The following is a 24186-nucleotide window of genomic DNA, read 5'->3' on the forward strand; positions in this document are numbered from 1 at the left end:
TTATCTCCATACATTGAAGGTTATGCGAGAAATCTCGACAACCTTTTCCTGAGGGCACTGAAAAAGGTTAACATCAACTTTTTCCAGTGCCCTCCTCTTCCTTTTCTCGAGACATCTTTGATGATTTCCCTTCCTTGTTGTGTGCAGTTTATTACTATAGAAAAGTATAGTAACTATATTATTCGTGAATATCTTTAAAACATTTCACTACTTTTTTTCCTAGTTCGTTTCGGATACAATACGAGTACAAGCTCTAAAAACATACTAGGAGGTATTACTGATGCAATATAGAAGATTAGGTAAAACTGGACTAAAAGTAAGTGAAATAAGCTTAGGAAGCTGGTTAACATACGGTAAATCTGTGGAGGACAATATTGCCGAGAAAACGATACATAAAGCGTACGAACTAGGCATTAACTTTTTTGATTCTGCAAACGTTTACGAACGCGGTGAAGGCGAGCGTGTCATGGCTCAAGCGTTAAAGGCTTATGATCGCACTTCCTACATCATTACAACTAAGGCGTTTTGGCCAATGGGTGAAGGGCCAAATGACCGAGGTCTATCTAGAAAGCATGTGATTGAACAAGTAAATAACAGCTTAAAGCGTATGAATCTTGACTATGTTGATATTTTTTACTGCCACCGCTATGACCCTGAAACACCCGTAGAGGAGACGTTAAGAGCGATTGATGACTTAGTAAGCCAAGGAAAAATTCTTTACGCTGGTGTTAGTGAGTGGAGTGCCGCTCAAATTGAAGAAGCAGTTGGTGTTGCTGACAAATATTTGCTAGACCGCATCGTCGTTAACCAACCGCAATATAACATGTTCCAACGCTACATTGAAAACGAAGTTATTCCAGTAAGTGAAAAATACGGAATTGGACAAGTCGTATTCTCCCCACTTGCACAAGGGGTTTTAACAGGAAAATATAGCGGTGGAAAAGTGCCTAGCAATAGCCGTGCTGCTAACAATTCTATTAATACGTTCATTTCAGGCATGCTAAATGAAGACGTATTGAAGAAAGTTGATCAACTCGAAGGGGTTGCCAAAGAAATCGGAATTTCCTTACCTGAGCTTGCATTAGCATGGGTACTAAGACAACCAAACGTAGCGAGTGCTTTAATCGGGGCAAGCAAACCTGAGCAAGTAGAAATGAATGTGAAAGCAGCAGGAATTACACTTTCCTCTGACGTCCAAGAAAAAATCGAAGCTATTTTAAGCTAGGAGGGTATCCATGATAAAAGGTATCGGCCATTTAGCATTGACGGTTCAAAATATGGAAAAGTCATTACATTTTTATTGCGACCTCCTAGGTTTTCAACGGGCATTTGATATTCCTGATGACAAAGGGAACCCATGGATTGAATATATAAAGGTCGCACCTGGACAGTTCATTGAATTATTTTACGGCGGGGAAGTTCCAAGTCCGTATGCTGATGAGAAAATTGGTTTTAACCACTTATGTCTTGAAGTGAACGACATCCATGAAATCGCAGATCACCTCAAGTCTAAAGGCGTCACGCTAGACGTAGAGCCAAATAGAGGAAAAGATAACAACTATCAATGCTGGGTAAAAGATCCAGACGGAAACCGAATCGAGTTTATGCAGCTAGATCCAAGCTCACCACATATGAATTGCTAAATTGTTTGCATTTCCGACGTAGAGGCATGATGTCTCTACGTTTTTTTGCTGCTTTGAAGTTTTGATGGAATGACTGTTTTTCCATTATGGTGGAGTGGATTTGTGATGTTAGGGGAAGTTTTTCATTTTGGGGTGGGGGTAGAATTATTTGAAGGACATTCTGTGATTTGATATGGATTTACTTCCTTCCAAGTTCTGCTCGCTTAATGATGTAAGATTTTCTTCTACTCAAAGAAAAGACAGCATATATTGTGAATACTCCTCTTTTAGTGATTATTCTTTTTCACTGAATATTAGAAATACTGACACTTTTTAAACAAGAAGTGATAAAAAAGCAGGAGAATGACCATGTAGCATGGAAATAGTACTGTACACGAAAATTTCATAACACGAGAAAGACGTTTTTCTGATCTCTATAAATTGATGATGTTCAACACAGGCTATCTTTAGTCTGAGTGATATAAATCTATTTAAGGAGGGTAACCGGATGTATAGCCTGAAGGAAAAAGAAATCATTTTCGTTTTTACAGGCCCAGATGGTTCTGGAAGAAAGACTGTTTCAAAGCTTGTTGGGGAAAGCACGTTACACATGAAAGGCGTCATTTCCTACACTACACGCGAACGTCGTCACTACGAGACAGAAGGAGAAGACTATCACTATATCTCAAAGGATGAGTTTGAGTCTGCAAGAAACAATGGGGAGTTTCTTGAAAGCGTGGAAGTGGACGGTAATTTGTATGGAATTAAAGAGCAAGACATTAAAAACACCTTTGAAGAAAAAGGCTGTATTTATCTCGTTTTAAATACAGAAGGTGCCGAAATTCTTAAAAAGCTATATGGTGATAAAGTGATACGCTTTTTCGTTTATGCGGACAGAAATACTGTTATGGAAAGGCAAAAAGAAAGAGGTGACACGCCTGAGATTATCGAGCGTCACCTAGCACACTATGATCAAGATATGGCATATAAAGAGGAATGCGAACACATATTTGAAAACTACAAACTCGATCATATCGCCTTTGAAGTAACAAACACAATCGAGCATTACTTCAAATTAAAGCTAGAAGAAAAAGCTGCAAAAAAAGAGCTATTATAAGCAATCATCCTCGAGGAAGCTGGGCTGATTTCAATTGATGAGCCTCGCGATTATGTTCTTAAAAGGGTGCCACAAAAGGTTGTTTTTTACCTTTTGTGGCACCCTTTTAGCATTTTACAATCGCCAGCGTAGTTATTTGAGACGCTACTACGTATAGATATTTAGGAAAATGCGTGTGAAGCCATTGCTGTGACTAATGTAACTTATGGAAAGGCTCATCTTACCTTTAGAAAGTGGCGCGGCTACATCTTTCCTTCGCACATTTCCCACTACGATTTAGAACAGCTGAGTACGCGCTGGCAGATAAATTGCCTTATGCACATAAGCTTCAACGACCTGCTTAAAGTCACTTTTCCTTTGTTCGTAGCCAGAAGGCACTTTCCATTCACTTTACTCAACGACTTTTCATTTTCTCCCAAGATGCTACACCGACTTTATCTAGTTCGTTGATTGATTTAGGATTACTTGTCAAACTGTACTTATTTTTCACCTGTAATATTCTTTTTACGCTTTCATCAATCCGCTCTTCTTGTATTTCACCGTCATGCACCATACGCAGTAATTCATCCATTGCTTGTTGTTGCGCTTCAACGTCACTTGATATAAGAAATATATCGATTCCGGCTTGTATGCCTTTATATACTGCCTCTTCTACAGAAAAGTTTGCTGCTATCGCTTCCATGACGATGTCGTCTGTTATGACGACGCCGTCAAACCCCATCTTCTCTCTTAATACATCGTTAATCATCACTTTTGAAAGGGTTGCCGGTAGCTGTGTATCATCCACATTTGGAAACGTAATGTGGGCGGTCATCACAGCGTCAGCACCATGCTGTATTGCTTGTTGAAACGGTCGGAGCTCAAAGTTTTTTAAGTGATCGAGCGTATGGTTAACTTGCGGTAATCCGTAATGAGAGTCTACCTCCGTATCACCATGCCCTGGGAAGTGCTTCACGACTGGAATTATTGATTGATCGGCCAAGCCTTCCATCGTAGATATGCCAAGCTCACTCACAATTTTAGGGTTATCTCCAAACGCTCTGTCACCAATCACCTCGTTATCAGGATTACTATAAATATCGAGCACCGGTGCAAAGTTCATGTTAAATCCTAAAGCAGATAACTCCCTCCCGATAATAGAGCCTACTTCATAGGACAACTGTTTGTTTTCTAATTTTCCAATGACCTCATTTGGTGGAAACTTCGTAGCAGTCGCAGGCAAACGGCTCACTCTTCCCCCCTCTTCATCTATCGATATGAACAGCGGAATACCGTCATTGTTCTCTTTCTTTATTCCGTTAGTTAATGAAAATAATTGCTCTAGATTACTAATATTTCGAGAAAATAAAATTACGCCTCCTACATGATTTTCCTTCAACATTTTCTCTAGATGACCATCTACTTCTGTACCATGAAAGCCGATGATAAACATTTGTCCGATTTTTTCTTCTAATGTCATTTCGTCTATCTCACGATTTAGGTCCGTTCCTTCTCTCGAGGAGAAGCCAATGATAGTAAAAAATATGACAAGTAACATGAAATATTTCATTTTTTACACACCTCAACTTTTAAGAACTGCTCGGTATTTTTTACCTAGTCTCGTTTGTCCACGTTTGCACGTTGTATATATTTAAAACTCTTACTGTTCTTAAAACATAAATAGAATGACTTGTGATACTATTTATTTATAAGTAAGCGTTGCCATTTTTAATTACATTTAGTAGTTTGAATGAAAATAAGGAGGGGATTGGATGTCTGAGAAAGTGTATGTTTGTTCACTCGATGAATTAAAGGAGAGCACTGTTAAAGTAGTTAAAGGTGGAAAGCATGGTATTGCAGCACTATATGAAGATGGCCAAGTGTATGCCGTTGATAATCGTTGCCCACACTTAGGATTTCCGCTTCATATGGGGAGTACGTGTGACGGAATATTAACTTGTCATTGGCATCACGCACGTTTTGACATTAAAAGTGGTGGTACGATGGATCCTTGGGCCGATGATGTTCCTACTTATCCAGTAGAAATCAAGGGTGGAGATGTTTGGGTACTAACAGAGCCACACCAAAAGCAAACGATTAATAAACTGAAAGCCCGTTTAAAGGACGGCCTTGAACAAAACATAAGCCTCGTAATTGCCAAAGCAGTAGTAGGACTAATGGAAGCTGGTGAGCCGCCAGTAAATATTGCAAAAATCGGTGTAGAATTTGGAACGAAACATCGCTGGAACGGGTGGCGTTCGGGACTTACGATTTTGACAGCAATGACAAATGTATTACCATACCTCGATAAAAATGGAAAAATACTCGCTTTGTATCAAGGACTCGTTCACGTCTCTCGGGAAAGTGCTGGAATGGGAACTCGTTTTTTACTAGGTCCATTGTCAACAAAGACGGAGGAAAATCAGCCATCCTTACCCCAGCTAACAAAGTGGTACCGAAATAACATTGAAGTTCGTGATGTACAAGGTGCCGAAAGAGTGTTACTCACTGCAATTGAGCTCGGTGCTTCTACAGAGGAATTATCAAGGATGATGATGACAGCGATAACAGACCACTTTTACATGAACATTGGACATACGCTAGATTTTCACAACAAAGCATTTGAAATGGTTGACCAGCTCGATGCGACAAACACAGACTATATTCTCACCTCTCTACTACCAGAGCTGAGCAACGCTTCAAGAAGTGAAGAGTCGCATAGCTGGCAATCACCCATCGATTTAGTAACACCTCTAAAAAACGCTTTTGAACAAATCGCTACCTTTGACATAAACACTTCTGAGAAAAATCAAGTAGCCCTTGATGAACGAAGCATTGTCGATCAGTTACTTAGTGATAAACCTCTAGAAACTGTTGAATTGCTTACTTCCTTATTAAAGAAGGGTGCTACACCTACGCGCTTAGCGAAGCTAGTTACAGTTGCTGCAACCGAAAGAATTGCTCGCTTTCACGTTCAAAATGAATTTCGTGATTGGGACACTGTCCTTCACACGTTTACACACGCGCACGCTGTACACCAAATGCTAAGACGATCTTCAACAATTGAGCTAACACGCGCTATTTTCCACGGGGCAATGACGATATATCTTGACCGTTTTCTCAATATCCCTTCCGCAAGAAGGCCAAAGCCAACTGTGCTAGATGACCCACCTAAAGTTGATGCGTTTTTAGAGCTACTCAATCAACAACAGCAGACAGATGAAGCTGCTAAATGGGTCGTAAACTATTTAGCTAGTGGCGGTGATCGAATGTCTCTATTTAATATTCTCGGACATTCACTTCTGCGCGAGGATGCGGAATTTCATACATTCCAAGTTTACGAGGCTGCCATTATGGAGCATGAGCTCTGGGATGAGGAGGATACGCCATTCGCAGATGATGCAAAAGACACATTCATTATTGCTGCAGCCCGCTACTTAGCTGCCCATGCACCTACTGCAAGAGAGGTTTCACATACAGCGAAAATCGCCATGCGTCTACACCGTGGGGAAAAATTGTTTGAGGATTAAGCTAATTACGTGGTGTTACTGTATGATGCTTGTTTTTTGGGAGTTGAGTTTTCGATTTGAAATGAGATTGGGATATGGATTGATTTTGTTTGATTTTGGGAGTTAGAGTCTTCAAGGTAGACTCAAAAGGTCGATTTTTTCCTTTTGAGTCTGCCTCTAAGTGGCATTGCTCTCGTATGACACGCTTTATTTGCTTGTTTGCTTTTTTTCATGTGGCATTGCTCTCGTATGACACGCTTTATTTGCTTGTTTCTTTTTTTCACGTGGCATTGCTCTCGTATGGCACGCTTTATTTGCTTGTTTCTTTTTTTCACGTGGCATTGCTCTCGTATGACACGCTTTATTCGATTGTTTCCTATTTTTCATGTGTCATTGCTCTCGTATGACACGCTTTATTTGCTTGTTTCTTTTTTTCACGTGGCATTGCTCTCGTATGACACGCTTTATTCGATTGTTTCCTATTTTTCATGTGGCATTGCTCTCGTATGGCACGCTTTATTTGCTTGTTTGCTTTTTTTCATGTGGCATTGCTCTCGTATGGCACGCGTTATTTGCTTGTTTGCTTTTTTTCATGTGTCATTGCTCTCGTATGACACACTTTATTCGCTTGTTTGCTTTTTTTCATGTGTCATTGCTCTCGTATGACACACTTTATTCGCTTGTTTGCTTTTTTTCATGTGGCATTGCTCTCGTATGACACGCTTTATTTGCTTGTTTGCTTTTTTTCATGTGTCATTGCTCTCGTATGACACGCTTTATTTGCTTGTGTGCTTTTTTTCATGTGTCATTGCTCTCGTATGACACGCTTTATTTGCTTGTGTGCTTTTTTTCACGTGTCATTGCTCTCGTATGACACACTTTATTCGCTTGTTTGCTTTTTTTCACGTGGCATTGCTCTCGTATGACACGCTTTATTTGCTTGTGTGCTTTTTTTCACGTGTCATTGCTCTCGTATGACACGCGTTATTCGATTGTTTGCTTTTTTTCATGTGGCATTGCTCTCGTATGACACGCTTTATTTGCTTGTTTGCTTTTTTTCATGTGGCATTGCTCTCGTATGACACGCGTTATTCACTTGTTTGCTTTTTTTCATGTGGCATTGCTCTCGTATGACACGCTTTATTTGCTTGTTTGCTTTTTTTCATGTGTCATCCTCTTGTCTAAACACGCCTATTAAAGTCACTACGATGGCTCCCATTATTGCTAAAAGAGGTTGACTTACTCTGTAAAAAGAGAAGCCACTGGAAAAGTATAGATCAACTTATCCAGTGGCTTTTTTGCTCTGTTTGATGCATGGAGCAAACCTCTTCGCTTGTATACGTAAACATGTTTATAGAACTAACCCTTTTTTCTTTGAGTCTGCGTCAATTCCCGCTCCTATCGCGAGCCCCATTGACAGACCGATTGGGATTCCGAGTGCGATATTATCGAAGATGGTCAGACCGAATACAACCCCCATGCTTATACCAATCGACATAAAAATACTCATATAGTAGCCTTCTGACACTATTTTGTGCTTCTTTTGTAGATGAGAAGTAACTTTATAAAGGAATTTTTTATGCTTTTTTAAACTATCTTCATTAAAGTCGCCAGCTTTTAATTGATGTATATGGTCTTCAAATCCATCGAAATGGTGTTGGCATTCTTCGCATTCTTCGGATAAAGAATCTAACTTTACGATTAACTTACTACTTTGTTTAAGTTGGAGCTTCTTTTTAACGTTTTCATCACCTATACTTTCTAGTTCTTCTAACATCTCTTTTAGCTTTTCCATCTTATTTTTTTCCATTATATGTCGCCCCATTTCATTTTATAAGATGCTAGTAAAGTAGCTGCTGTTTTATTTACGTATTTTGTAAAGAAAGGGTTCCATAAGAAAAACTACGAGCTTGGAGAAGCTTGTTTTTAGTCTTTCCTTAGATGCGGTGAAGAAATGATGCCACTTGTCTTTAAAGTAGTAGTGAGTACCCTTGTCGCTACTACGCGTGGCATCATTTCCAACGCCAAAGCTTATCCCTTTCAGAAAAAAATCTTATTTATTATTCTAATCCTGCTTTTTTAAATATGGTCGTGTATGCTTTTTGTGATTTTTCCAATAGGCCTTCGATTGGTTCAGTAGGTGCTGTGGCAGTTAAAACCTCCTGCGAAACAGCGCCTTTATAACCAGCGGCTTTTAATGCCCGTAAAAACCCACTTAAATCTATCACGCCTTCCCCTGGAAAAAGACGGTCATTATCGAGTAACTCGTGTACCGGAATATCTTTAGCATCGTTAATATGAACGTGAACGATTTGATCTGCACTCAATTTTGTAAGAGATTCGTTGCTTAAATTTGTTGTATAGCAATGGTATGCATCGATAAGAAGTCCAACATTTTTTTCCCCGATCGCTTCTATAAAATCAAGCGTTTGCTGTAAATCCCAAATAAACGGATTTTTCCATGCTGTTCTTAAGTGATGCGGGCCAACAAACTCAAGTCCAAGACGTATGCCGTAGTTATGTAATATTTGTGCACATGTCCGCAAGCGTCTCGTTGCTACAGCCATAAATTGTGCTGAATGATAATCAGTTGACGGTAAAATATACGTTGTACATGCTTTACATCCAACATCAAAAGCAGATTTTGCAGCTTCTACTAGCTTTGGCAAATCATTACGGAATTGTTCTTCGGACTCTCTCCATTCAACAGGTAAGTTCATCGCTACAATTTCAATATGATGCTCCTGTAAAAAAAGCTTCGCTCCCGCAGTCCCCTCAGACTCTATGAAACACTTAATGGCTTCACTGTCTGTATCGATCGCTTGAAAACCGTAACGCGAAGCTAGCTTAATAAATGAATTTATGTCTTTGAACTCGCCTAATCCTGCACTCGTCAATCCTTTTAACATATCCGTAGCCTCCCCGTACTATTATAGTTTCACTATACAGCAGAAGGTTAGCTCAAGAAAGCTCCATTTGCTCTATAGCCTTTGCTAACAAGATCGGCAGTTATTTTATCCTGTCTCAATTTCCATTGCTTAGTTTTACTACAACGAAATTTGCTCGTGCTTCTTTCCTCTAACCAGCCATTTTTCACGAGCGTTTTGATGTAGCAAAGTATCGTTTTAGGTGCAAGCTTCATCATCGGTGCAACAAGACCGATACCTGAAACAGTAAACCAGCCATCAAAGGGCACAATGATAGGCACCTCCATATCGTCTATGATCTCATAGTCAAAATGAACTTGTCCCTCCTGCTCAAAAGAGTACCGTAGAAGCTCGTTTAAAATTATGGCGAGCTTATAATCGCCTGTTAATACGACAAACTACTCTTTTATAATAGACCTGCTTAGCATTTTGATACCTCCCCTTCTTCATCCTTCTATTGTAAGAACGGTTGAATCATACCCTACATGTAGCAAGCTTTTTCTCACTTGATCGTGATTTACCCTATACTGCTTTGTTCGATTCCATTTATGGCTCGGATTATCTCTTTCCTCTACCCAACCTTTTTTCACTAGCGCTTTAATATACTCCCTCATTGTTTTTGATGAAATATTCATTAATGTTTGCCGTGCAACTTCCTCTGAGGTGACGTTAAACCAACCACCGGTGTTTACAATCAAAGGTATGTTTTGACCGTTTTCCTCCTCGTACTCCACATGAACGAAAGACGCATATTGCTGTGCATATTCTAGTAGCTGATTGAGCACGATGGCCAGCTTGTAATCGCCAGTAATAGCAACAAACTCTTCTTTAATAATGACGCGACGTAGCATGCATGTTCCTCCTTTTCTCTTCTATACTTTTCGCTACTTATGTATGCGTCATAATGAAAAAAGGAGGGGAGATGGTCGTCTCTCACGAATTTGGGCTTCTCAAAGGGTAATTTCCCTCTATTTACCATCACCATAGAAGAATGGACGAATACCATATATAGTGTGAGAGAATAAAATTCTTAGTTGACATATCAGAATAATCGAATTAATATAATATCAATATATATCAACTAAATATGCTGATTGGACTAACCAAAGGCATGTTCTCACAACCGTTTTGATTGGGAGCATGTCCTTTTTTTATACAATTTCAATCCATAGTAAACAAATAGGAATTATTATGAATCATCTTACATAAATTATAGGTAGGAGAGAGAGAAATGACTTTCGAAATCACATTTGTCATTATTGTCGTGTTGCTCATGCTCGTTTCCTTAGCGAAAGAGATTGCAAAGCCAGCTTTTATCGTTTTTATCGCATTAGCATCGCTTCTGTTAAGTGGCATATTATCACCAGCCGATGCTTTAAGAGGCTTCTCTAACGAAGGAATGCTCACCGTTGCTCTCCTCTTTATTGTGGCGGGGGCTGTTAAGCAAAGCGGCGTCTTAAACCAAATTGTCACTAAATCACTTGGCGGTGGAAAAAGTCCAAGAAAGTCACTCGTTCAAATGATGGGTCCGATGGCCGGATTATCTGCATTTTTAAATAACACACCAATCGTTGTCATGTTTACACCAGTTGTTAGAAAGTGGTGTAAAGAAAGAAATATTGCCCCATCTAAGTTTTTAATACCACTATCTTATGCAACGATATTCGGAGGTACCTTAACGTTGATCGGAACTTCTACGAATCTCGTAATCCATGGCTTTATGCTTGAACAAGGATTAGACGGTTTTTCGATGTTTCAACTAGCAATTGTTAGTTTACCGGCGGGGATTCTTGGCATCATTTATATGGTCACGATCGGTTATAAGCTTTTACCATCAAGAAGAACTTCAGAGGAGTCGTTTGAGGAAAGCTCCCGCGAGTATTTGTCTGAGGCATATGTGGAAGCAAACTCTCCTTTAGTAGGGAAAACAATTGAGGAAGCAGGATTAAGAGAGTTAAGTGGACTCTATTTAATAGAGATTATTAGAAACGGAGAAAGAACCGCTTCTGTTCCTTCCTATAAAAAATTAATGGCGAACGATAAATTGATTTTCACAGGTGTTTTATCAACAATCGTAGACTTACAGAACATAAAGGGACTTCGTGTAGAAACTGGAACGAATTTAAAGCTAGAGGACTTGCAAAATGGTAGTGCCTCTTTGATGGAGGCTGTCGTGTCACACCAATCGTCGTTAGCGCAAAAAACTGTAAAAGAAAGTAAATTTCGCAGTAAATACGGTGCAGGTGTCGTTGCCGTGCATCGGGCAGATGTACGAATTAATGATAAAGTCGGCGATATTGTATTAAAGCCTGGAGATACATTACTCCTATTAAGTAACAAAGACTTTGAAAGACGGTGGACAAATTCCCGTGACTTTTACTTAATTTCTCCATTAAAGGAGCCGGAGGTTGTCGATTCTAGAAAGTCTATTATTGCATTATCTACTATTATTAGCATGATAGCTTTAGCTGCCTTTAACATTTTACCTATGTTTCAAAGTGCTTTATTAGCTGTTATCGTATTATTTTTCACGAAAACAATAACGTTTGAAGGTGCGAAAAAGTATATTCAGTTCGATGTCCTCTTATTAATCGCGTGTACGATAGGAATTGGGATTGCATTAGATCAAACTGGAGCCGCCGCTCTCATTGCACAATCTTTCATTCACATTACGAAAGGGGTCGGGATCATCGGCGCCGTCATTGCTATTTATTTACTAACCACGTTATTTACTGAGGTTATTACAAACAATGCAGCAGCCGTTCTCATGGTCCCAATCTCACTAGCAATTGCAAATCAGCTGTCCGTCGACCCTATGAGCTTTTTCGTGACAATTGCCATTGCTGCTTCAGCGAGCTTTGCCACACCAATCGGCTACCAAGCTAACTTGATCGTTTATGGACCAGGGGGCTATCGCTTTTCTGATTATTTAAAGGTAGGGATCCCACTCAATATCCTCTACTTGATCGTAACGGTAATCATCGTATATTTCGTTTGGCTAGTTTGATAATAAAATGGTTAAGGTTGACTCAAAAGGTCGATTTTTTACCTTTTGAGTCAACCTTAAGCAATGTGCGTAGCCGCTGCAATCCCTTAAAGACCACTATAAATGGTTTTTTTATAGTGGTCGCGCGGTGATAGTAGTCATTGGTCTTGTATGACGCGTCTTATTTTGGTTTTTTGCTTTTTCGCGTGTCATTGGCTTCGTATGATACACATTATGCTGGCTCTTCGGCTTTTTCATGTGTCATTGACTTCGTATGATACATCTTATTTCGGCTCTTCGGCTTTTTCATGTGTCATTCGATTCGTATGATACACATTATTCTGGCTCTTCGGCTTTTTCATGTGTCATTCGATTCGTATGACACACATTATACTGGCTCCACTGCTTTTTCACGTGTCATTGACCTCGTATGACACACATTATGCTGACTCTTCTGCTTTTTCATGTGTCATTGCCTTCGTATGATACATCTTATTTCGGCTCTTCGGCTTTTTCGCGTGTCATTGACTTCGTATGATACATCTTATTTCGGCTCTTCGGCTTTTTCATGTGTCATTCGCTTCGTATGACACACATTATGCTGGCTCCACTGCTTTTTCACGTGTCATTGGCTTCGTATGACACACAACATTCCAAAACTACAGCTTTTTCGTGCGTCATTGCCTATGCCATTATAATACATGACCCATACTCCTCATTTTTACTCCGGACTTTCGATCTTGCTTAACGTAAATCGATTGTTATTCTCATCAACAGTATAACTCCACGTAAAATCTCTCACTTCATTAGAGCCATCTGCTTGGATAATATCAATTGTTTCTACAACAGTGACGATGTGCTGGTTGCTCGTCACATGCAAGTCATAGTCAATGACATCATAACCAACTAACGCCTGCGTGATTCCAAGGTCATCCATTCTATTGACTAGCGCTATTTGATCATGGTAAAGTGCGCTATCGTGAGTTAAAGTAGGCTCAACATAGGCAAAGTCATTTTCATTGATCGCTTTTATTAAGCTATTAAGGTAACGACCAACTGCATTAGAAAGTGCCGTCTCTATGTCTACCTCTTTTTCCTTAGGCGCTCTTTCCTCTTCCTGTTTATCCTCGTCCATACTTCCGGCACTTTCTTCGATTTCTTCACTATCGGTCGTAGCGCCTGATTCGTGCATTGTTAAAGACTCATAGTGGTCTACATTAGACTCATCTACTATTTGAATGATATATGGCGGGCCAAAGACTGAGGAATAGACGATGTGGTTAGCCCCAACTGCCAATCCTCCATTCGTCTCCCCTTGAACAAGGACTTCAAAATCACCATTTGCAACGTTAACGAGAACTAACGCCTCTTCTTCTGAAAAAATAATGTGGTCCTTGCCTACCCAATGTACATCTCTCACATTGTTTAACCCATCTATCAATAGCCTTGGCGTCTCAATGATAAATTCATTCGTGTCATACACGTAATATTTAACAAACCACTCGCCTGCTTCATTAAATTCGACCTCGAATGAGTCCGCTGTTTTCGCAGTTTCATAAAATAGATGGAACTCGCCTGTCAACACATCGTACCAATGCATCTTCCCTTGATCAGGATTTACAGAGAATACTGGAGCAGCACCATCGATTTTTCCTAATATTAGATTTTTATCGCGGCTCTCTAGTAAGCGATGTTCACTTTCTTCATAATGGTATAAGTGATTCTGTACTGTTTCTGTGTTATCTTTAAAATTAAACAGCGCATACCCATCACTTGCTTGTAAAAAAAGCGCCTCTTCAACATCTGTTTGCTTTCCAATACTTGAAGTCCCATCATAAAGTTCAAAGTCACCATCATGAAATTGCCCATGTACGACATGATTTTTTATTGGATCAAATGCCATCAGCGAAACTTCATTAAACATTTCTAGCTCACTATCAAAGCGATGCGCATTGTTTTGGTAAAAATATTTTTCTGCTGCTAGCCCTCTTACTTCTTGTGAACCTTGTGGTAAATCATAATAAATAGCGCCTTCATTAATAGCAAATACTGATGCCTCAAATCGTGCCACTTCATCTTGCTCAACACTCGCAGGGCTATTTAAATAAAGGCCTGCTACTTCAAATACTGTCTCACTATCAAAATTGTCGATGTTCTGGTTAGTAAAAATTGCTTTATCAGAAACCCGGTATGCCTTCATGTCAGGGAAAAAACCGTAATCTAAAGTTAGTTGTTTTTGTTCTATCGAATGAAACGCTGTATCTGTTGGATCAATTGTATTCTCAGTTTGTTCAGTATCTGTATTAAGTTCAACTTGCTCACTGTCAGCATCCGTATCATCACTACATGCCACTAACATGATAGCGATAAAAATAAAATATAATTTTTTCCCCATATTGCTCTCCTTCAAGTTATTATGTTTTTTTGGCACAATGTTGATTATTGCTTCACAAACTCGTTTTCTAGTTTTGTCCACAAACCTTGTTTTATAAAACTATCAACTTAGTTTTACTCTTCATACAACCAAAGTTGGTGCTCTCTTGCTAGCAAATTTAATAACTTATCAAAAGACATGGTTATTTCATTATTCCTGTCTTTCATATATTCTAGATAATCGGCTGCTTTATAGAATTCCTCATCTAACGTATAGAAGCCGATGCCTTTAGCGAAAACCTCCTGATGACGTGCCGATAATTCATTCCATGTCACATCATATAAATCATCATACTCTCTATTTCCCATTATCACGTCATTCATTTGCTCGGCTGTTGTAAGTAACACTCGATCTGGATACGTTTGATACCCAAAGCTTATATATTCATAAAATCTTTCATAAACTGTTCTCTCTATGTCATAGTCATACTCAACGTTTACTTCAATCTTATCGGTAAGATAATACGGTTCTCGCTTAAACTTCACTTCTACGTATTGGTCGTTATCCAATGCGTAAACCGCAATGGAATAATCCCGCGGCATGATATATATCAATTCAGCGTCATCCGGTAAATACATCTCGATCTTTTCCATCGTGTTTTCTGGATATGTAATTATTCTTGCCTCCAAGTAGATGACCTCTCTATCAGGACCATGAAAAGACGAAGTACTGAAAAATCTTAACCTATGATCTACATCATCGTCATCCGTATAGTTGATTTCCATCCCATAGTTAGTCGCATCTTCGTTATAATTACCGTAGAAATCCAAAAATTCCTCTTGAGGATCTCCCATTCTAGGATAACCTGTTAGATCACTTGTTTCTGTAGACTCAGGCTCCGCGTCTGAAGACTCTTCCTCGATTTCAGATTGGTCATCTCTTAAAACTCCCGTTATTTCTATGTTCTCTTCCTCGCCATCTTCACTATTGGCAACTTGCTCTTCTTCTGTATCCGCTTCATCGTCCTGGGCATTTATAGATTCTGTCTCATCATTACACCCAACTAAGTATAAGAATAAAAAAATAAATATAACATACATAAGTCCCTTCAATATCTGTTCCTCCTCTAGGTATTTATTCTCACCATTCCTTTCTATACAAGTTTCCCACTTACACATAGTGGTTATTATAGCAATAAACAGCTAAGTAAATAAGACTTTAGTAAGAAAAAGTGTCTAGAATATTTCGACAACAGGAATCTTCAACCTTTTCAGTAGTCAAAAAGATCTAGGAAGACACTTGAATAGCTTTGGAGGCATTTTTCTTAGTTGCTTGATGACCGTCGCGACTTCCGTTTCGATTTCTCGGGTTGCATTGCCTTCGTATGATGACCTTCGCGACTTCCGTTTCGATTTCTCGGGCAGCATTGCCTTCGTATGATGACCTTCGCGGCTTCAGTTTTGGTTTCTCGGGCAGCATTGCCTTCGTATGTTGACCGTCGCGACTTCCGTTTCGATTTCTCGGGCAGCATTGCCTTCGTATGTTGACCTTCGCGGCTTCAGTTTTGGTTTCTCGGGCAGCATTGCCTTCGTATGATGACCTTCAGCTCTTCAGTTTTACTCTCTCGGGTTGCATAGCCTTCGTATGATGACCGTCGCGACTTCAGTTTCGATTTCTCGGGCTGCATTGAACTCGTATGATGACCGTCGCGACTTCAGTATCGATTTCTCGGGCAGCATTGAACTCGTATGATGACTTTCAGCTCTTCAGTTTTACTCTCTCGGGTTGCATTGGACTTGTATGATGACCGTCTCGACTTCCGTTTTGTTTTCTCGGGCTGCATTGAACTTGTATGATGACCGTCGAGGCTTCCGTTTAAATTTCTCGGGCAGCATTGCCTTCGTATGATGACCTTCGCGGCTTCAGTTTTGATTTCTCGGGCAGCATTGAACTCGTATGATGACCGTCTCGACTTCAGTTTCGATTTCTCGGGCTGCATTAGCTTCGTATGATGACCTTCGCGACTTCCGTTTCGTTTTCTCGGGCAGTATTGGCTTCGGTTGATGATCGTCATCGAGTTTCCAGTTAGGTGACGAGTAGCATTGCTCTTCTATTCTACTCATCATGCTTGTATTTCCTTTTCTCGTACAGCATTACTATGCATCAATGCTTGATAATGCTAATCATAAAATGTGTTTTTCCCACAAGTTAATAAAATTCCTAAAGGGTCTGTCCCAAAAAGTAACTAAATTTTTCGGCAATGGCTCCACTCGCCGCGCGCCCACTATAAGAAAATCGACTTTTAGTGGGCTTTTAAATATTGCGGTGGCTCCGCACATTGTTTAGAGGTTGCCTCAAAGGATAAAAAATCAACCTTTTGAGGCAACCTCTTTAATAGCCATTTACCATTTTTTCTTTGAGTCGATGTTTACTTGCTGCTCTTGCAACACTTTAATTTTAACTTCTACTACCATTTTTTCTTCAATCTTTGTGAAAGTTCCTTCTTCGAATGGTGCTTCTAGTTCTTCACCACGTCTGTCTCTTACTCTCCCCATTTTTCTATCAAGCGCTTTGTCTAGCTCTATAAAGTGAGTTGAGACAATTTCACAATATGGCAGTTCGTTAAACTCTTCCCCACTGATCTGGTTATATTGCGATAAATCAGTAGAAAGCATCTTCTCTGTAGAAGCATGACCATCTGGTAGCTTTGAAGACTTGAAGTAAGAGAACTCTTGGGAATCTGGTAGTAGCTTGAATGTTGGATCATTAATGAAGTCTACTTCTGTTACTGTACTAAATGGCACATCGACTGTTAGCGAGCGTATATTTGATACTACGGCATGTTTCGTGCTATAGTTTGGCGTTGCGTATTGAATGTTTTTGCGAACAAAACCTTTAATGAATAGTTTATTTGTTGGAAGTAATAAGCGACACTGCGTAATTTTTAAGTTCTTTTTGATTTCCTTGATCTCTAATACTGGCTCTGGAAATTCAATTTTGGCATTTAAATCTAGCTGCACCTGCTCCTCTGCCAATACTACTGGAACCTTTGCTGTTTTTTCACCAAACGATACGTCTGGTTTCTCTCGTCTACTTTTTGATCTTGGTGAAATGGCATTCTTTGACTTGATAGGATCTAGATTGAAAAATGGTTTCGCTGGTTTGTTTACTTTTTCTGTCGTGTTTTTACTGTTTGTGTTCTCCTGGCCACCTTTTCCTTTTCTATCAGCCATCATCTATTCACCTCCCTTTATTATCTACTACACTATATGCATAGTAATAAAAAGAGAGTGGACGACCTATCCATTCCATTCGCATATTTTTCTACTAAATTTTAGTTGAACGTGGAAATTAGTAGATACATCATATTTTTGTTAAAAAACAATCGTCTTATTTTTATAAATAATAATTCTGTCATCTATGTGCCATTTGACAGCTCGCGTAAGCACACTTCGTTCAATGGAGGCACCTAATTTTTTCAGTCTTTCCACATTATCACGATGATCTACACGGGCAATATCTTGTTCAATGATTGGCCCCTCATCTAAATCATTCGTAACATAATGAGAAGTGGCTCCGATAAGCTTGACGCCACGGTCATGTGCTCTTTCATAAGGTTTTGCACCAATAAAGGCTGGTAAAAACGAATGATGTATATTAATTATTTTGTTTTCATGTTCCTTCACAAATTCAGGTGTTAATATTTGCATATATCGCGCTAAAATAATGACATCAATGTCATAATCCTTTAATAACTGTAGCTGTTTTTCTTCTACTTCTTTACGAATATCTTTATTTGCCTTTATGTAATAATATGGAATACCCATGCTTTCCACTAGCTCACGGCCATCTTCGTGATTACTAACGACAAGTGCAATATCTGTTAGGAGATCGCCACTTTGCCAATCCCACAAAAGCTCACGTAAGCAATGAAGCTCTTTTGATACGAAAATGGCTGTTCTCTTAATGAGAGAAACTTGCGTTAAGCTCCATTCCATTGAAAACTTGCTGGCAATCTCAGCAAAGCTTTCTTTCATCTCCTTTACTTTTTCCTTAAATGAAGGACACTCAAATTCGATTCGGATAAAAAAAGTGCCTCCCTCTGGATTCGTAGAATATTGGCTTGACTCGATAATGTTTGCATCAAACGAGTAAAACATATTTGATATTGCTGCAACAATGCCTGGCTGATCCGAGCAGCTAACTAATAGACGGCCTCGATTTTTATTGCGTTCTTTGAATCGTTCCATGTTTTCCTTATTGTATACAGTCATGATAAAACCTCGCTTCTTTTGATAAAAACATTATACAAGACATGCTCACAGTAATACAGTGAATATTCAAATAAATTAATTGCTGTCGTTTATTGTTAGAAATGTGGAGTATATTTAATTACTGTTTTTTTCCCGTAACCACTTGTGGGGGCATGACACTTCATCGCCTGTTTATTACAAAATACACCTCAAGTCTTATATAAATTATATCTAAGGGGCATTTTGTACTTTTCGTCGCTACCATATAATCATGTTAAAGAGAGAACAATTGGAGGAATGAGCGATGAGAAAGCTAATTTTATGTTGCTGGGTGACAGTATTTGTTTTTATTTTAGCAGGGTGTGGGCCATTAAATGCCATCAATCCACTACCAGGTGATGATATGAGAGAAGAGATAATCATTGAAAAAGACGAATCACAACATTTAGATGTGAATGTTCAGTTTAAATATGGAGATTTGACGGTTACTGGTGGTTCCTCTGAATGGGTAACTGGCGAACTACATTACACGAATGATCGTATTCGAATAGACTCAGATTATACAACGCAAAGAGAAAATGGGGCATTCACCATTGAGCAAAAAAGTAAGCGCAAAATTAATGCTATTTTTGGGAATCAGCGAAACAGCTGGGATTTACAATTATCCAATGATGTCCCTATCGATTTAATCGTCGATGCTGGCGTATCTGATACTGCGTTAGATTTGAGAGGTCTTCACTTAACTGGACTCGTTGTAGACGCAGGTGTCGGCAGTGTGAACATCGACTTAAGCGGTGATTGGCACGAAAGCTTTGAAGCAACAATTGATACTGGAGTTGGAGAGACGACGATATTTTTACCAAATGATGTTGGCGTGAAAGTGATCGCAAAGACAGGGATTGGAAATACAAGCTTTAAAGGGCTAATATCTCAAGGGAAGAATGTTTATGTGAATGAAGCTTACGAGACATCCGATGTAGTCATTCAAATTGTTGCCGAAACTGGGATTGGAGAAACAGTGTTTATACTTAAATAAAGTAAAAGGATGACTTAAATGGTGGGTTAAACCACCTAGGTCATCCTTTACGCAGTGTGATGTAATAGCACTATCGAAAGTCTGAATCCTTACACAAATGAAGGTCCGGCTGTCTAATTTTGTTTCATTTTTACCGAATACTAAACGACCCCTCTGCCATTAATTCATCATAATCATTGTATAAACGTAATCGATAATTGCCTATGTCAAAAACACCATGTACATGCACGAGGTGAAACTCAGTTAATATCCAATCCCACGAAGGGTCGAGCGTGTCGTACCAATCATCATAATAGCTTTCATGGCCGCCATCAATCTTATGTAAAATATAGTAAACATCACGAGTGCCGAGCGGTTTAGCGAAGTTCGCCTCCATCAAAATGTCTTCATGAGTAGAAAATACCGTTTTCTCGTGTTGAATGCCTTGTTCAAATGTTCCTGTACCGAATATCATCTCACCGCTTCTCGGGCCATCTGATAATATTTCACTAATTAATCCACCACAGCCCATTAGTAAAAACGACATGAAAAATAAAAGAATGAATCCTGTTAGTTTTTTCACTGCTATGAACACCTCTTTACTTATATAAAAATAATAGAAAACATGTAGATTCATCACAGGACTGCTGCTACTTGAAAGAGGGTGACTCAGAAGGTCGAATTTTTACCTTTTGAGTCACCCTCTCAGCAATTTCCCGAGCTGCCTCACCCCCTACTATAAGTGAATTTTTATAGTAGTGGCGCCATTGCCAGGAATTTTAATAGTTTTTGAGACAACCTCGAGCCTTGATTGGAAACATTACTAAGGTTGAGACACAATCAACTTGTCCTTTTACTATACATCTACTAATCTCTATTTGTATATTTCATTGATTGTTCAATACCTAAACGAGAAAAGTCAACTTGATCAGCAGGAACTAGTAAGTCCGATGCATCATACTCTACTGTAACGATGGACATATCTTTAGAGTAAATAATGTGGTTCGTGTCTAGTTCATAGTTTTCTAGCGTTAAAAATGGGATTTGCTCGAAGCCATAGTTAAAAGTTAATTCATTGAATCTCACGTCAAAGACATCATTGTCTAATCCATTTGAGATGGCAATATCGATACTAAATGCCCCATCATCGTTACGCTTGACTCGATAAATTTGTACATCAATATCATTTGTAAATACTCTTTCAAAAATGATCGCATGGTTTCCACTAACAAATCCTTCAGCAACATAATCTTCGCCATATTTATCATTTAAAAGTGGAATAAAACTATCATTATAAGCATTTTGAACTTTTTCTGACGTAGAGAATTTCCAACCATCTTCAAATAATTCCATATATAATTTTGCTTCTGTTGCCGTATGGTTACGACGATTTTCTGCATTGATATTCGTGTATTCGAAAATACTAGCTGCAATGACGTCTTCTATTACAAAGAGAATACCAATATCTAGATTTTCACGTAACCCTTCTTCATTCTTCGCTTTGAAAAAGTCGAAGTCTTGCTGAACTACTTCTTCTTCCATACTATCAGCATAAAGTGTACGAAAATGTTCGTAGTTATCATCTCCTGCTGTTTCTACTAGCTCAAGAAAAAATGCTTCTGATAACGCGACAGCATCACTTTCAGAAAGAAGCTCTTCTTCAGGTTCACTTGCTTCTGTGCTTTCCTCATTCTCTCCCGCTTCATCAGCCTCATCCTCTGAACTTTCTTCAGTTTCTACTACTTCCACTTCATCTAGCTCTTGAGAGGAGGATTCATCAGAGCAGCCAATAGTAAATAGTAAAGTAAATGATAATGCAGTAATTATTATTGCTTTCTTCATGGTGTATAACCCCCGACTTTTTTTATTAAGTTGTATTAAAATGTTATTATTAAAATTATATCAAATGATGTAACTTTTTGACTATTTTTTTCGGAAATAGAAATAAATACTATATACCAATGGTTATTAATGTAAAAAAACAAGGTCTTTTATACTCCACCAGATGAACCATTCGCTATTCAGAATGAGGGTGACTCAGAAGGTCGAATTTTTACCTTTTGAGTCACCCTCATTTCTTAATATTAATCAAGCATATTTGTCGTCATTTTTTCAACTACATCATATTTATCATCTGATATTTCCACAAAGCCACTCCAGAAAAACGCCTCAAGCATAATTTCTTCCATCTCTGGATCATCGCTAATAGTTACAAATGCATCAGCAACCTTTTGTTTCCACTCCCCACTTACGTTATTGTTTATCACGATCGCACGGTTAGGTATTTCTGCTGCATTTCCTATTACTCTCGTTTTTTCCATTATGTTTGGTTCTTTACTGAGATATTGATCGCGTGCATGGCCAAAGCTCGTAATAAAATCGACTTCTCCAGCTAATAATGCTTCTAACGCACCACCGTCTTCTTCAAATGTAACTTGATTAAATGTTTCTATATTAATTCCATTTTCTATGAAAAACGAAGATGGATACAAAAAGCTTGTTGTGCGTGCTAGTTCAATTTGTCCCCACGTTAAATTAGTTGCTTGTAATAAATCATCTAACGAATGAAGGTTCGATGATTCTGCTACAATAAATTGTGATTCAGTTACCTCATTTCCTGCTGAGTCGAAAGTATTTAAAATAACATCCACTTCCTCCCTAACAGGAATATATTGATTAGCATTTAAGAATCCGACATCGTTTTCTCCAGTTCGAAGTCTTTCAAATAACTCTTCCTCGATAAGTGCATAGGAAAATGATACAGGCACTCCTAATTCATTTGTTAAATTATCGGCTAATGGCGCCAATAATTCATCTAAGTATTCCTCATCATAAAACGGCACAATACCAATTGTTACACTATCAAGTGAAAGTCCCGCCTCATCTTCTACTATACTTGATTCAGAAGAATCAACTTCTTCATCAATAGTTGATTCTTCATCCTCAGTTTCCTCAGGCGGTCTCACTCTTGCAGGGTCATTTGCAGATACTTGACGGGCTTGTTCAAGGCCAACGAAGTAAAAACCATCGTTTCTCTCCTGGAACTTTAGTAATAGTGGAATACTTGATTCATTCGTAAACGAGACAACAACTTCTAGGCTATCTATTTCTTCTAATGAAAAATCATCGGTTGTTAAGCCAACAATGCCTCCTTCATTAGCAACTTCTAATAGGTAATCAGTTGGAAACATCCATTCATCAGATTCGTTTACACTCTCAATTTTATCGAAATCAGCTTCTATCATCCCTTCCATAAAGGTTTCTGCCGCTTCCAATACTGTTTCGTTTTTCACACTACCACAGGCTACTAAAAGCCCCATGATAATAAATGCGAGTAAAATATGTAATCTCCTCATTGTCAACATAAATCCCCTCCGTAAATGATAATTAATGATGATAAAACTTAAAGCTGCATATTAGCCTATTCTTAAATAGTAAAAAAATACTAGTTAAATGATAGACACATTTTTTTATTTTACACTATGTAAATATGATTTAACACTTTTTTTGTAAAATTCAGTTAAATAGTGCGGAAGGGATGGGATATGCTGTACTTTTTACCTAGAATAACGCTCGTTTCTATTCTGGAATGGAATGCCAGCCTCGTTGGCTTTCCTTTCTAACGCTGGTTTTTATTCTGAAAGGAATGCTAGACTCGTTCGCTTTCCTTTCTAACGCTCGTTCCCCTTCAGAAAGGAATGCTAGACTCGTTCGCTTTCCTTTCTAATGCTCGTTTCTCTTCAGAAAGGAATGCTAGACTCGTTCGCTTTCCTTTCTAATGCTGGTTTCTATTCAGAAAGGAATGCTAGACTCGTTCGCTTTCCTTTCTAATGCTGGTTTCTATTCAGAAAGGAATGCTAGACTCTTTGGCTTTCCTTTGTAACGCTCGTTTCTATTCAGAAAGGAATGCCAGCCTCGTTCGCTTTCCTTTCTAACGCTCGTTTCTATTCAGAAAGGAATGCTAGACTCGTTGGCTTTCCTTTCTAACACTGGTTCTTCTTCAGAAAGGAATGCCAGACTCGTTGGCTTTCCTTTCTAACACTGGTTCTTCTTCAGAAAGGAATGCCAGACTCGTTCGCTTTCCTTTCTAATGCTCGTTTCTCTTCAGAAAGGAATGCTAGACTCTTTCGCTTTCCTTTCTAATGCTGGTTTCTATTCAGAAAGGAATGCTAGACTCGTTCGCTTTCCTTTCTATGCTCGTTTCTCTTCACAAAGGAATGCTAGACTCGTTTCCTTTTCTTTCTAACGCTCGTTACCCTTCAGAAAGGAATGCTCTCATTCGGTTTGCTCCCCAACAGCTACTATATTCTTATGTGAAATGCGCTAATCCCATTTACCTCCACTACTTGATTAATATTAATAGCCATTTTTTTCAATTATTGTAGGCACTATTCATCTTATGTG

General features: G+C 38.8%; 20 protein-coding genes. 6 read left to right on the top strand and 14 right to left on the bottom strand.

Translation table 11 applies throughout. The features are described from left to right. Positions 1–280: 280 nt before the first annotated feature. The 3 genes from BCELL_RS18590 to BCELL_RS18600 all read left to right on the top strand — a co-directional run bounded on the left by BCELL_RS18590 (position 281) and on the right by BCELL_RS18600 (position 2739). Positions 281–1225 (top strand): aldo/keto reductase family protein, encoded by a 945-nt coding sequence (locus BCELL_RS18590; RefSeq protein WP_013490327.1) that lies wholly within the window; start codon positions 281–283, stop codon positions 1223–1225. Between the two features lie 10 nt (positions 1226–1235). Further along, positions 1236–1643, top strand: coding sequence for a VOC family protein (locus BCELL_RS18595; RefSeq protein WP_013490328.1), 408 nt, complete (start codon positions 1236–1238; stop codon positions 1641–1643). A gap of 487 nt (positions 1644–2130) precedes the next feature. Beyond that, positions 2131–2739, top strand: a complete 609-nt coding sequence (locus tag BCELL_RS18600) for a guanylate kinase (RefSeq protein WP_013490329.1) — start codon at positions 2131–2133, stop codon at positions 2737–2739. Positions 2740–3133: 394 nt separating this feature from the next. Here the strand turns inward: BCELL_RS18600 and nagZ are convergent, their stop codons facing one another. Continuing rightward, entirely contained in the window at positions 3134–4288 is a 1155-nt protein-coding gene (gene nagZ / locus BCELL_RS18605) for a beta-N-acetylhexosaminidase (RefSeq protein ID WP_013490330.1), read from the bottom strand. 202 nt (positions 4289–4490) lie between these two features. Between nagZ and BCELL_RS18610 the strand changes: the two genes are divergently transcribed. Beyond that, a complete protein-coding gene (locus BCELL_RS18610; protein ID WP_013490331.1) occupies positions 4491–6248 on the top strand; it encodes a Rieske (2Fe-2S) protein in 1758 nt (585 codons plus the stop codon). A gap of 186 nt (positions 6249–6434) precedes the next feature. Here the strand turns inward: BCELL_RS18610 and BCELL_RS18615 are convergent, their stop codons facing one another. From BCELL_RS18615 to BCELL_RS18635, 5 genes are all read right to left on the bottom strand, one after another. Beyond that, positions 6435–6614, bottom strand: coding sequence for a hypothetical protein (locus BCELL_RS18615; RefSeq protein WP_013490332.1), 180 nt, complete (start codon positions 6612–6614; stop codon positions 6435–6437). A gap of 964 nt (positions 6615–7578) precedes the next feature. Then, on the bottom strand, positions 7579–8037 hold the full coding sequence (locus tag BCELL_RS23090; protein WP_041808410.1) for a glycine zipper domain-containing protein: 459 nt from the start codon (positions 8035–8037) through the stop codon (positions 7579–7581). Positions 8038–8287: 250 nt separating this feature from the next. Next, positions 8288–9136: a sugar phosphate isomerase/epimerase family protein gene (locus tag BCELL_RS18625; protein WP_013490334.1), complete on the bottom strand. Its 849-nt coding sequence runs from the start codon at positions 9134–9136 to the stop codon at positions 8288–8290. 47 nt (positions 9137–9183) lie between these two features. Next, on the bottom strand, positions 9184–9423 hold the full coding sequence (locus BCELL_RS18630) for a hypothetical protein (RefSeq protein ID WP_013490335.1): 240 nt from the start codon (positions 9421–9423) through the stop codon (positions 9184–9186). A gap of 177 nt (positions 9424–9600) precedes the next feature. After that, complete coding sequence (locus tag BCELL_RS18635; protein WP_013490336.1) at positions 9601–10005, bottom strand: hypothetical protein; 405 nt, start codon at positions 10003–10005, stop codon at positions 9601–9603. Positions 10006–10385: 380 nt separating this feature from the next. Here BCELL_RS18635 and BCELL_RS18640 point away from each other — a divergent pair, with 380 nt between their 5' ends. Continuing rightward, positions 10386–12161 carry an SLC13 family permease gene (locus BCELL_RS18640; RefSeq protein WP_013490337.1) on the top strand — a complete coding sequence of 592 codons (1776 nt, stop codon included), beginning with the start codon at positions 10386–10388 and terminating at the stop codon, positions 12159–12161. 700 nt (positions 12162–12861) lie between these two features. On the opposite strand, the gene BCELL_RS18645 is transcribed toward BCELL_RS18640, so the two are convergent. The 5 genes from BCELL_RS18645 to purU all read right to left on the bottom strand — a co-directional run bounded on the left by BCELL_RS18645 (position 12862) and on the right by purU (position 18788). Next, a complete protein-coding gene (locus BCELL_RS18645) occupies positions 12862–14535 on the bottom strand; it encodes a TcaA NTF2-like domain-containing protein (RefSeq protein WP_013490338.1) in 1674 nt (557 codons plus the stop codon). A gap of 113 nt (positions 14536–14648) precedes the next feature. Next, entirely contained in the window at positions 14649–15626 is a 978-nt protein-coding gene (locus tag BCELL_RS18650) for a hypothetical protein (protein WP_013490339.1), read from the bottom strand. 810 nt (positions 15627–16436) lie between these two features. Beyond that, entirely contained in the window at positions 16437–16640 is a 204-nt protein-coding gene (locus BCELL_RS22705) for a hypothetical protein (protein WP_157184222.1), read from the bottom strand. 276 nt (positions 16641–16916) lie between these two features. Beyond that, the gene (locus BCELL_RS18655; protein ID WP_087942432.1) at positions 16917–17750 is read right to left on the bottom strand and encodes a CsxC family protein; all 834 of its coding nucleotides are present in this window, start codon (positions 17748–17750) and stop codon (positions 16917–16919) included. A 138-nt stretch (positions 17751–17888) separates the two neighbouring features. Next, entirely contained in the window at positions 17889–18788 is a 900-nt protein-coding gene (gene purU, locus BCELL_RS18660; protein WP_013490341.1) for a formyltetrahydrofolate deformylase, read from the bottom strand. A gap of 283 nt (positions 18789–19071) precedes the next feature. Here purU and BCELL_RS18665 point away from each other — a divergent pair, with 283 nt between their 5' ends. After that, complete coding sequence (locus BCELL_RS18665; protein WP_013490342.1) at positions 19072–19803, top strand: toast rack family protein; 732 nt, start codon at positions 19072–19074, stop codon at positions 19801–19803. Positions 19804–19933: 130 nt separating this feature from the next. Here BCELL_RS18665 and BCELL_RS18670 read toward each other — a convergent pair whose 3' ends face one another. The 3 genes from BCELL_RS18670 to BCELL_RS18680 form a co-directional block, all read right to left on the bottom strand. Beyond that, complete coding sequence (locus tag BCELL_RS18670) at positions 19934–20365, bottom strand: hypothetical protein (protein ID WP_013490343.1); 432 nt, start codon at positions 20363–20365, stop codon at positions 19934–19936. 284 nt (positions 20366–20649) lie between these two features. Further along, the gene (locus tag BCELL_RS18675; RefSeq protein WP_013490344.1) at positions 20650–21624 is read right to left on the bottom strand and encodes a hypothetical protein; all 975 of its coding nucleotides are present in this window, start codon (positions 21622–21624) and stop codon (positions 20650–20652) included. Positions 21625–21866: 242 nt separating this feature from the next. Beyond that, positions 21867–23147, bottom strand: a complete 1281-nt coding sequence (locus tag BCELL_RS18680; protein WP_013490345.1) for a phosphate/phosphite/phosphonate ABC transporter substrate-binding protein — start codon at positions 23145–23147, stop codon at positions 21867–21869. Between the last annotated feature and the right edge of the window lie 1039 nt (positions 23148–24186).

The sequence above is a fragment of the Evansella cellulosilytica DSM 2522 genome, from assembly GCF_000177235.2.
Classification (GTDB): Bacteria; Bacillota; Bacilli; order Bacillales; family Salisediminibacteriaceae; genus Evansella; species Evansella cellulosilytica.

Coding starts and splice junctions, on each gene's coding strand:
- BCELL_RS18645 (WP_013490338.1), bottom strand. CDS start 14,535: ATGGGGAAAAAATTATATTTTATTTTTATCGCTATCATGTTAGTGGCA.
- BCELL_RS23090 (WP_041808410.1), bottom strand. CDS start 8,037: ATGGAAAAAAATAAGATGGAAAAGCTAAAAGAGATGTTAGAAGAACTA.
- BCELL_RS18655 (WP_087942432.1), bottom strand. CDS start 17,750: ATGATGGCTGATAGAAAAGGAAAAGGTGGCCAGGAGAACACAAACAGT.
- purU (WP_013490341.1), bottom strand. CDS start 18,788: ATGACTGTATACAATAAGGAAAACATGGAACGATTCAAAGAACGCAAT.
- BCELL_RS18635 (WP_013490336.1), bottom strand. CDS start 10,005: ATGCTACGTCGCGTCATTATTAAAGAAGAGTTTGTTGCTATTACTGGC.
- BCELL_RS18615 (WP_013490332.1), bottom strand. CDS start 6,614: ATGAAAAATAGGAAACAATCGAATAAAGCGTGTCATACGAGAGCAATG.
- BCELL_RS22705 (WP_157184222.1), bottom strand. CDS start 16,640: ATGATGAGTAGAATAGAAGAGCAATGCTACTCGTCACCTAACTGGAAA.
- BCELL_RS18665 (WP_013490342.1), top strand. CDS start 19,072: ATGAGAAAGCTAATTTTATGTTGCTGGGTGACAGTATTTGTTTTTATT.
- BCELL_RS18590 (WP_013490327.1), top strand. CDS start 281: ATGCAATATAGAAGATTAGGTAAAACTGGACTAAAAGTAAGTGAAATA.
- BCELL_RS18675 (WP_013490344.1), bottom strand. CDS start 21,624: ATGAAGAAAGCAATAATAATTACTGCATTATCATTTACTTTACTATTT.
- BCELL_RS18610 (WP_013490331.1), top strand. CDS start 4,491: ATGTCTGAGAAAGTGTATGTTTGTTCACTCGATGAATTAAAGGAGAGC.
- nagZ (WP_013490330.1), bottom strand. CDS start 4,288: ATGAAATATTTCATGTTACTTGTCATATTTTTTACTATCATTGGCTTC.
- BCELL_RS18595 (WP_013490328.1), top strand. CDS start 1,236: ATGATAAAAGGTATCGGCCATTTAGCATTGACGGTTCAAAATATGGAA.
- BCELL_RS18625 (WP_013490334.1), bottom strand. CDS start 9,136: ATGTTAAAAGGATTGACGAGTGCAGGATTAGGCGAGTTCAAAGACATA.
- BCELL_RS18640 (WP_013490337.1), top strand. CDS start 10,386: ATGACTTTCGAAATCACATTTGTCATTATTGTCGTGTTGCTCATGCTC.
- BCELL_RS18680 (WP_013490345.1), bottom strand. CDS start 23,147: ATGTTGACAATGAGGAGATTACATATTTTACTCGCATTTATTATCATG.
- BCELL_RS18600 (WP_013490329.1), top strand. CDS start 2,131: ATGTATAGCCTGAAGGAAAAAGAAATCATTTTCGTTTTTACAGGCCCA.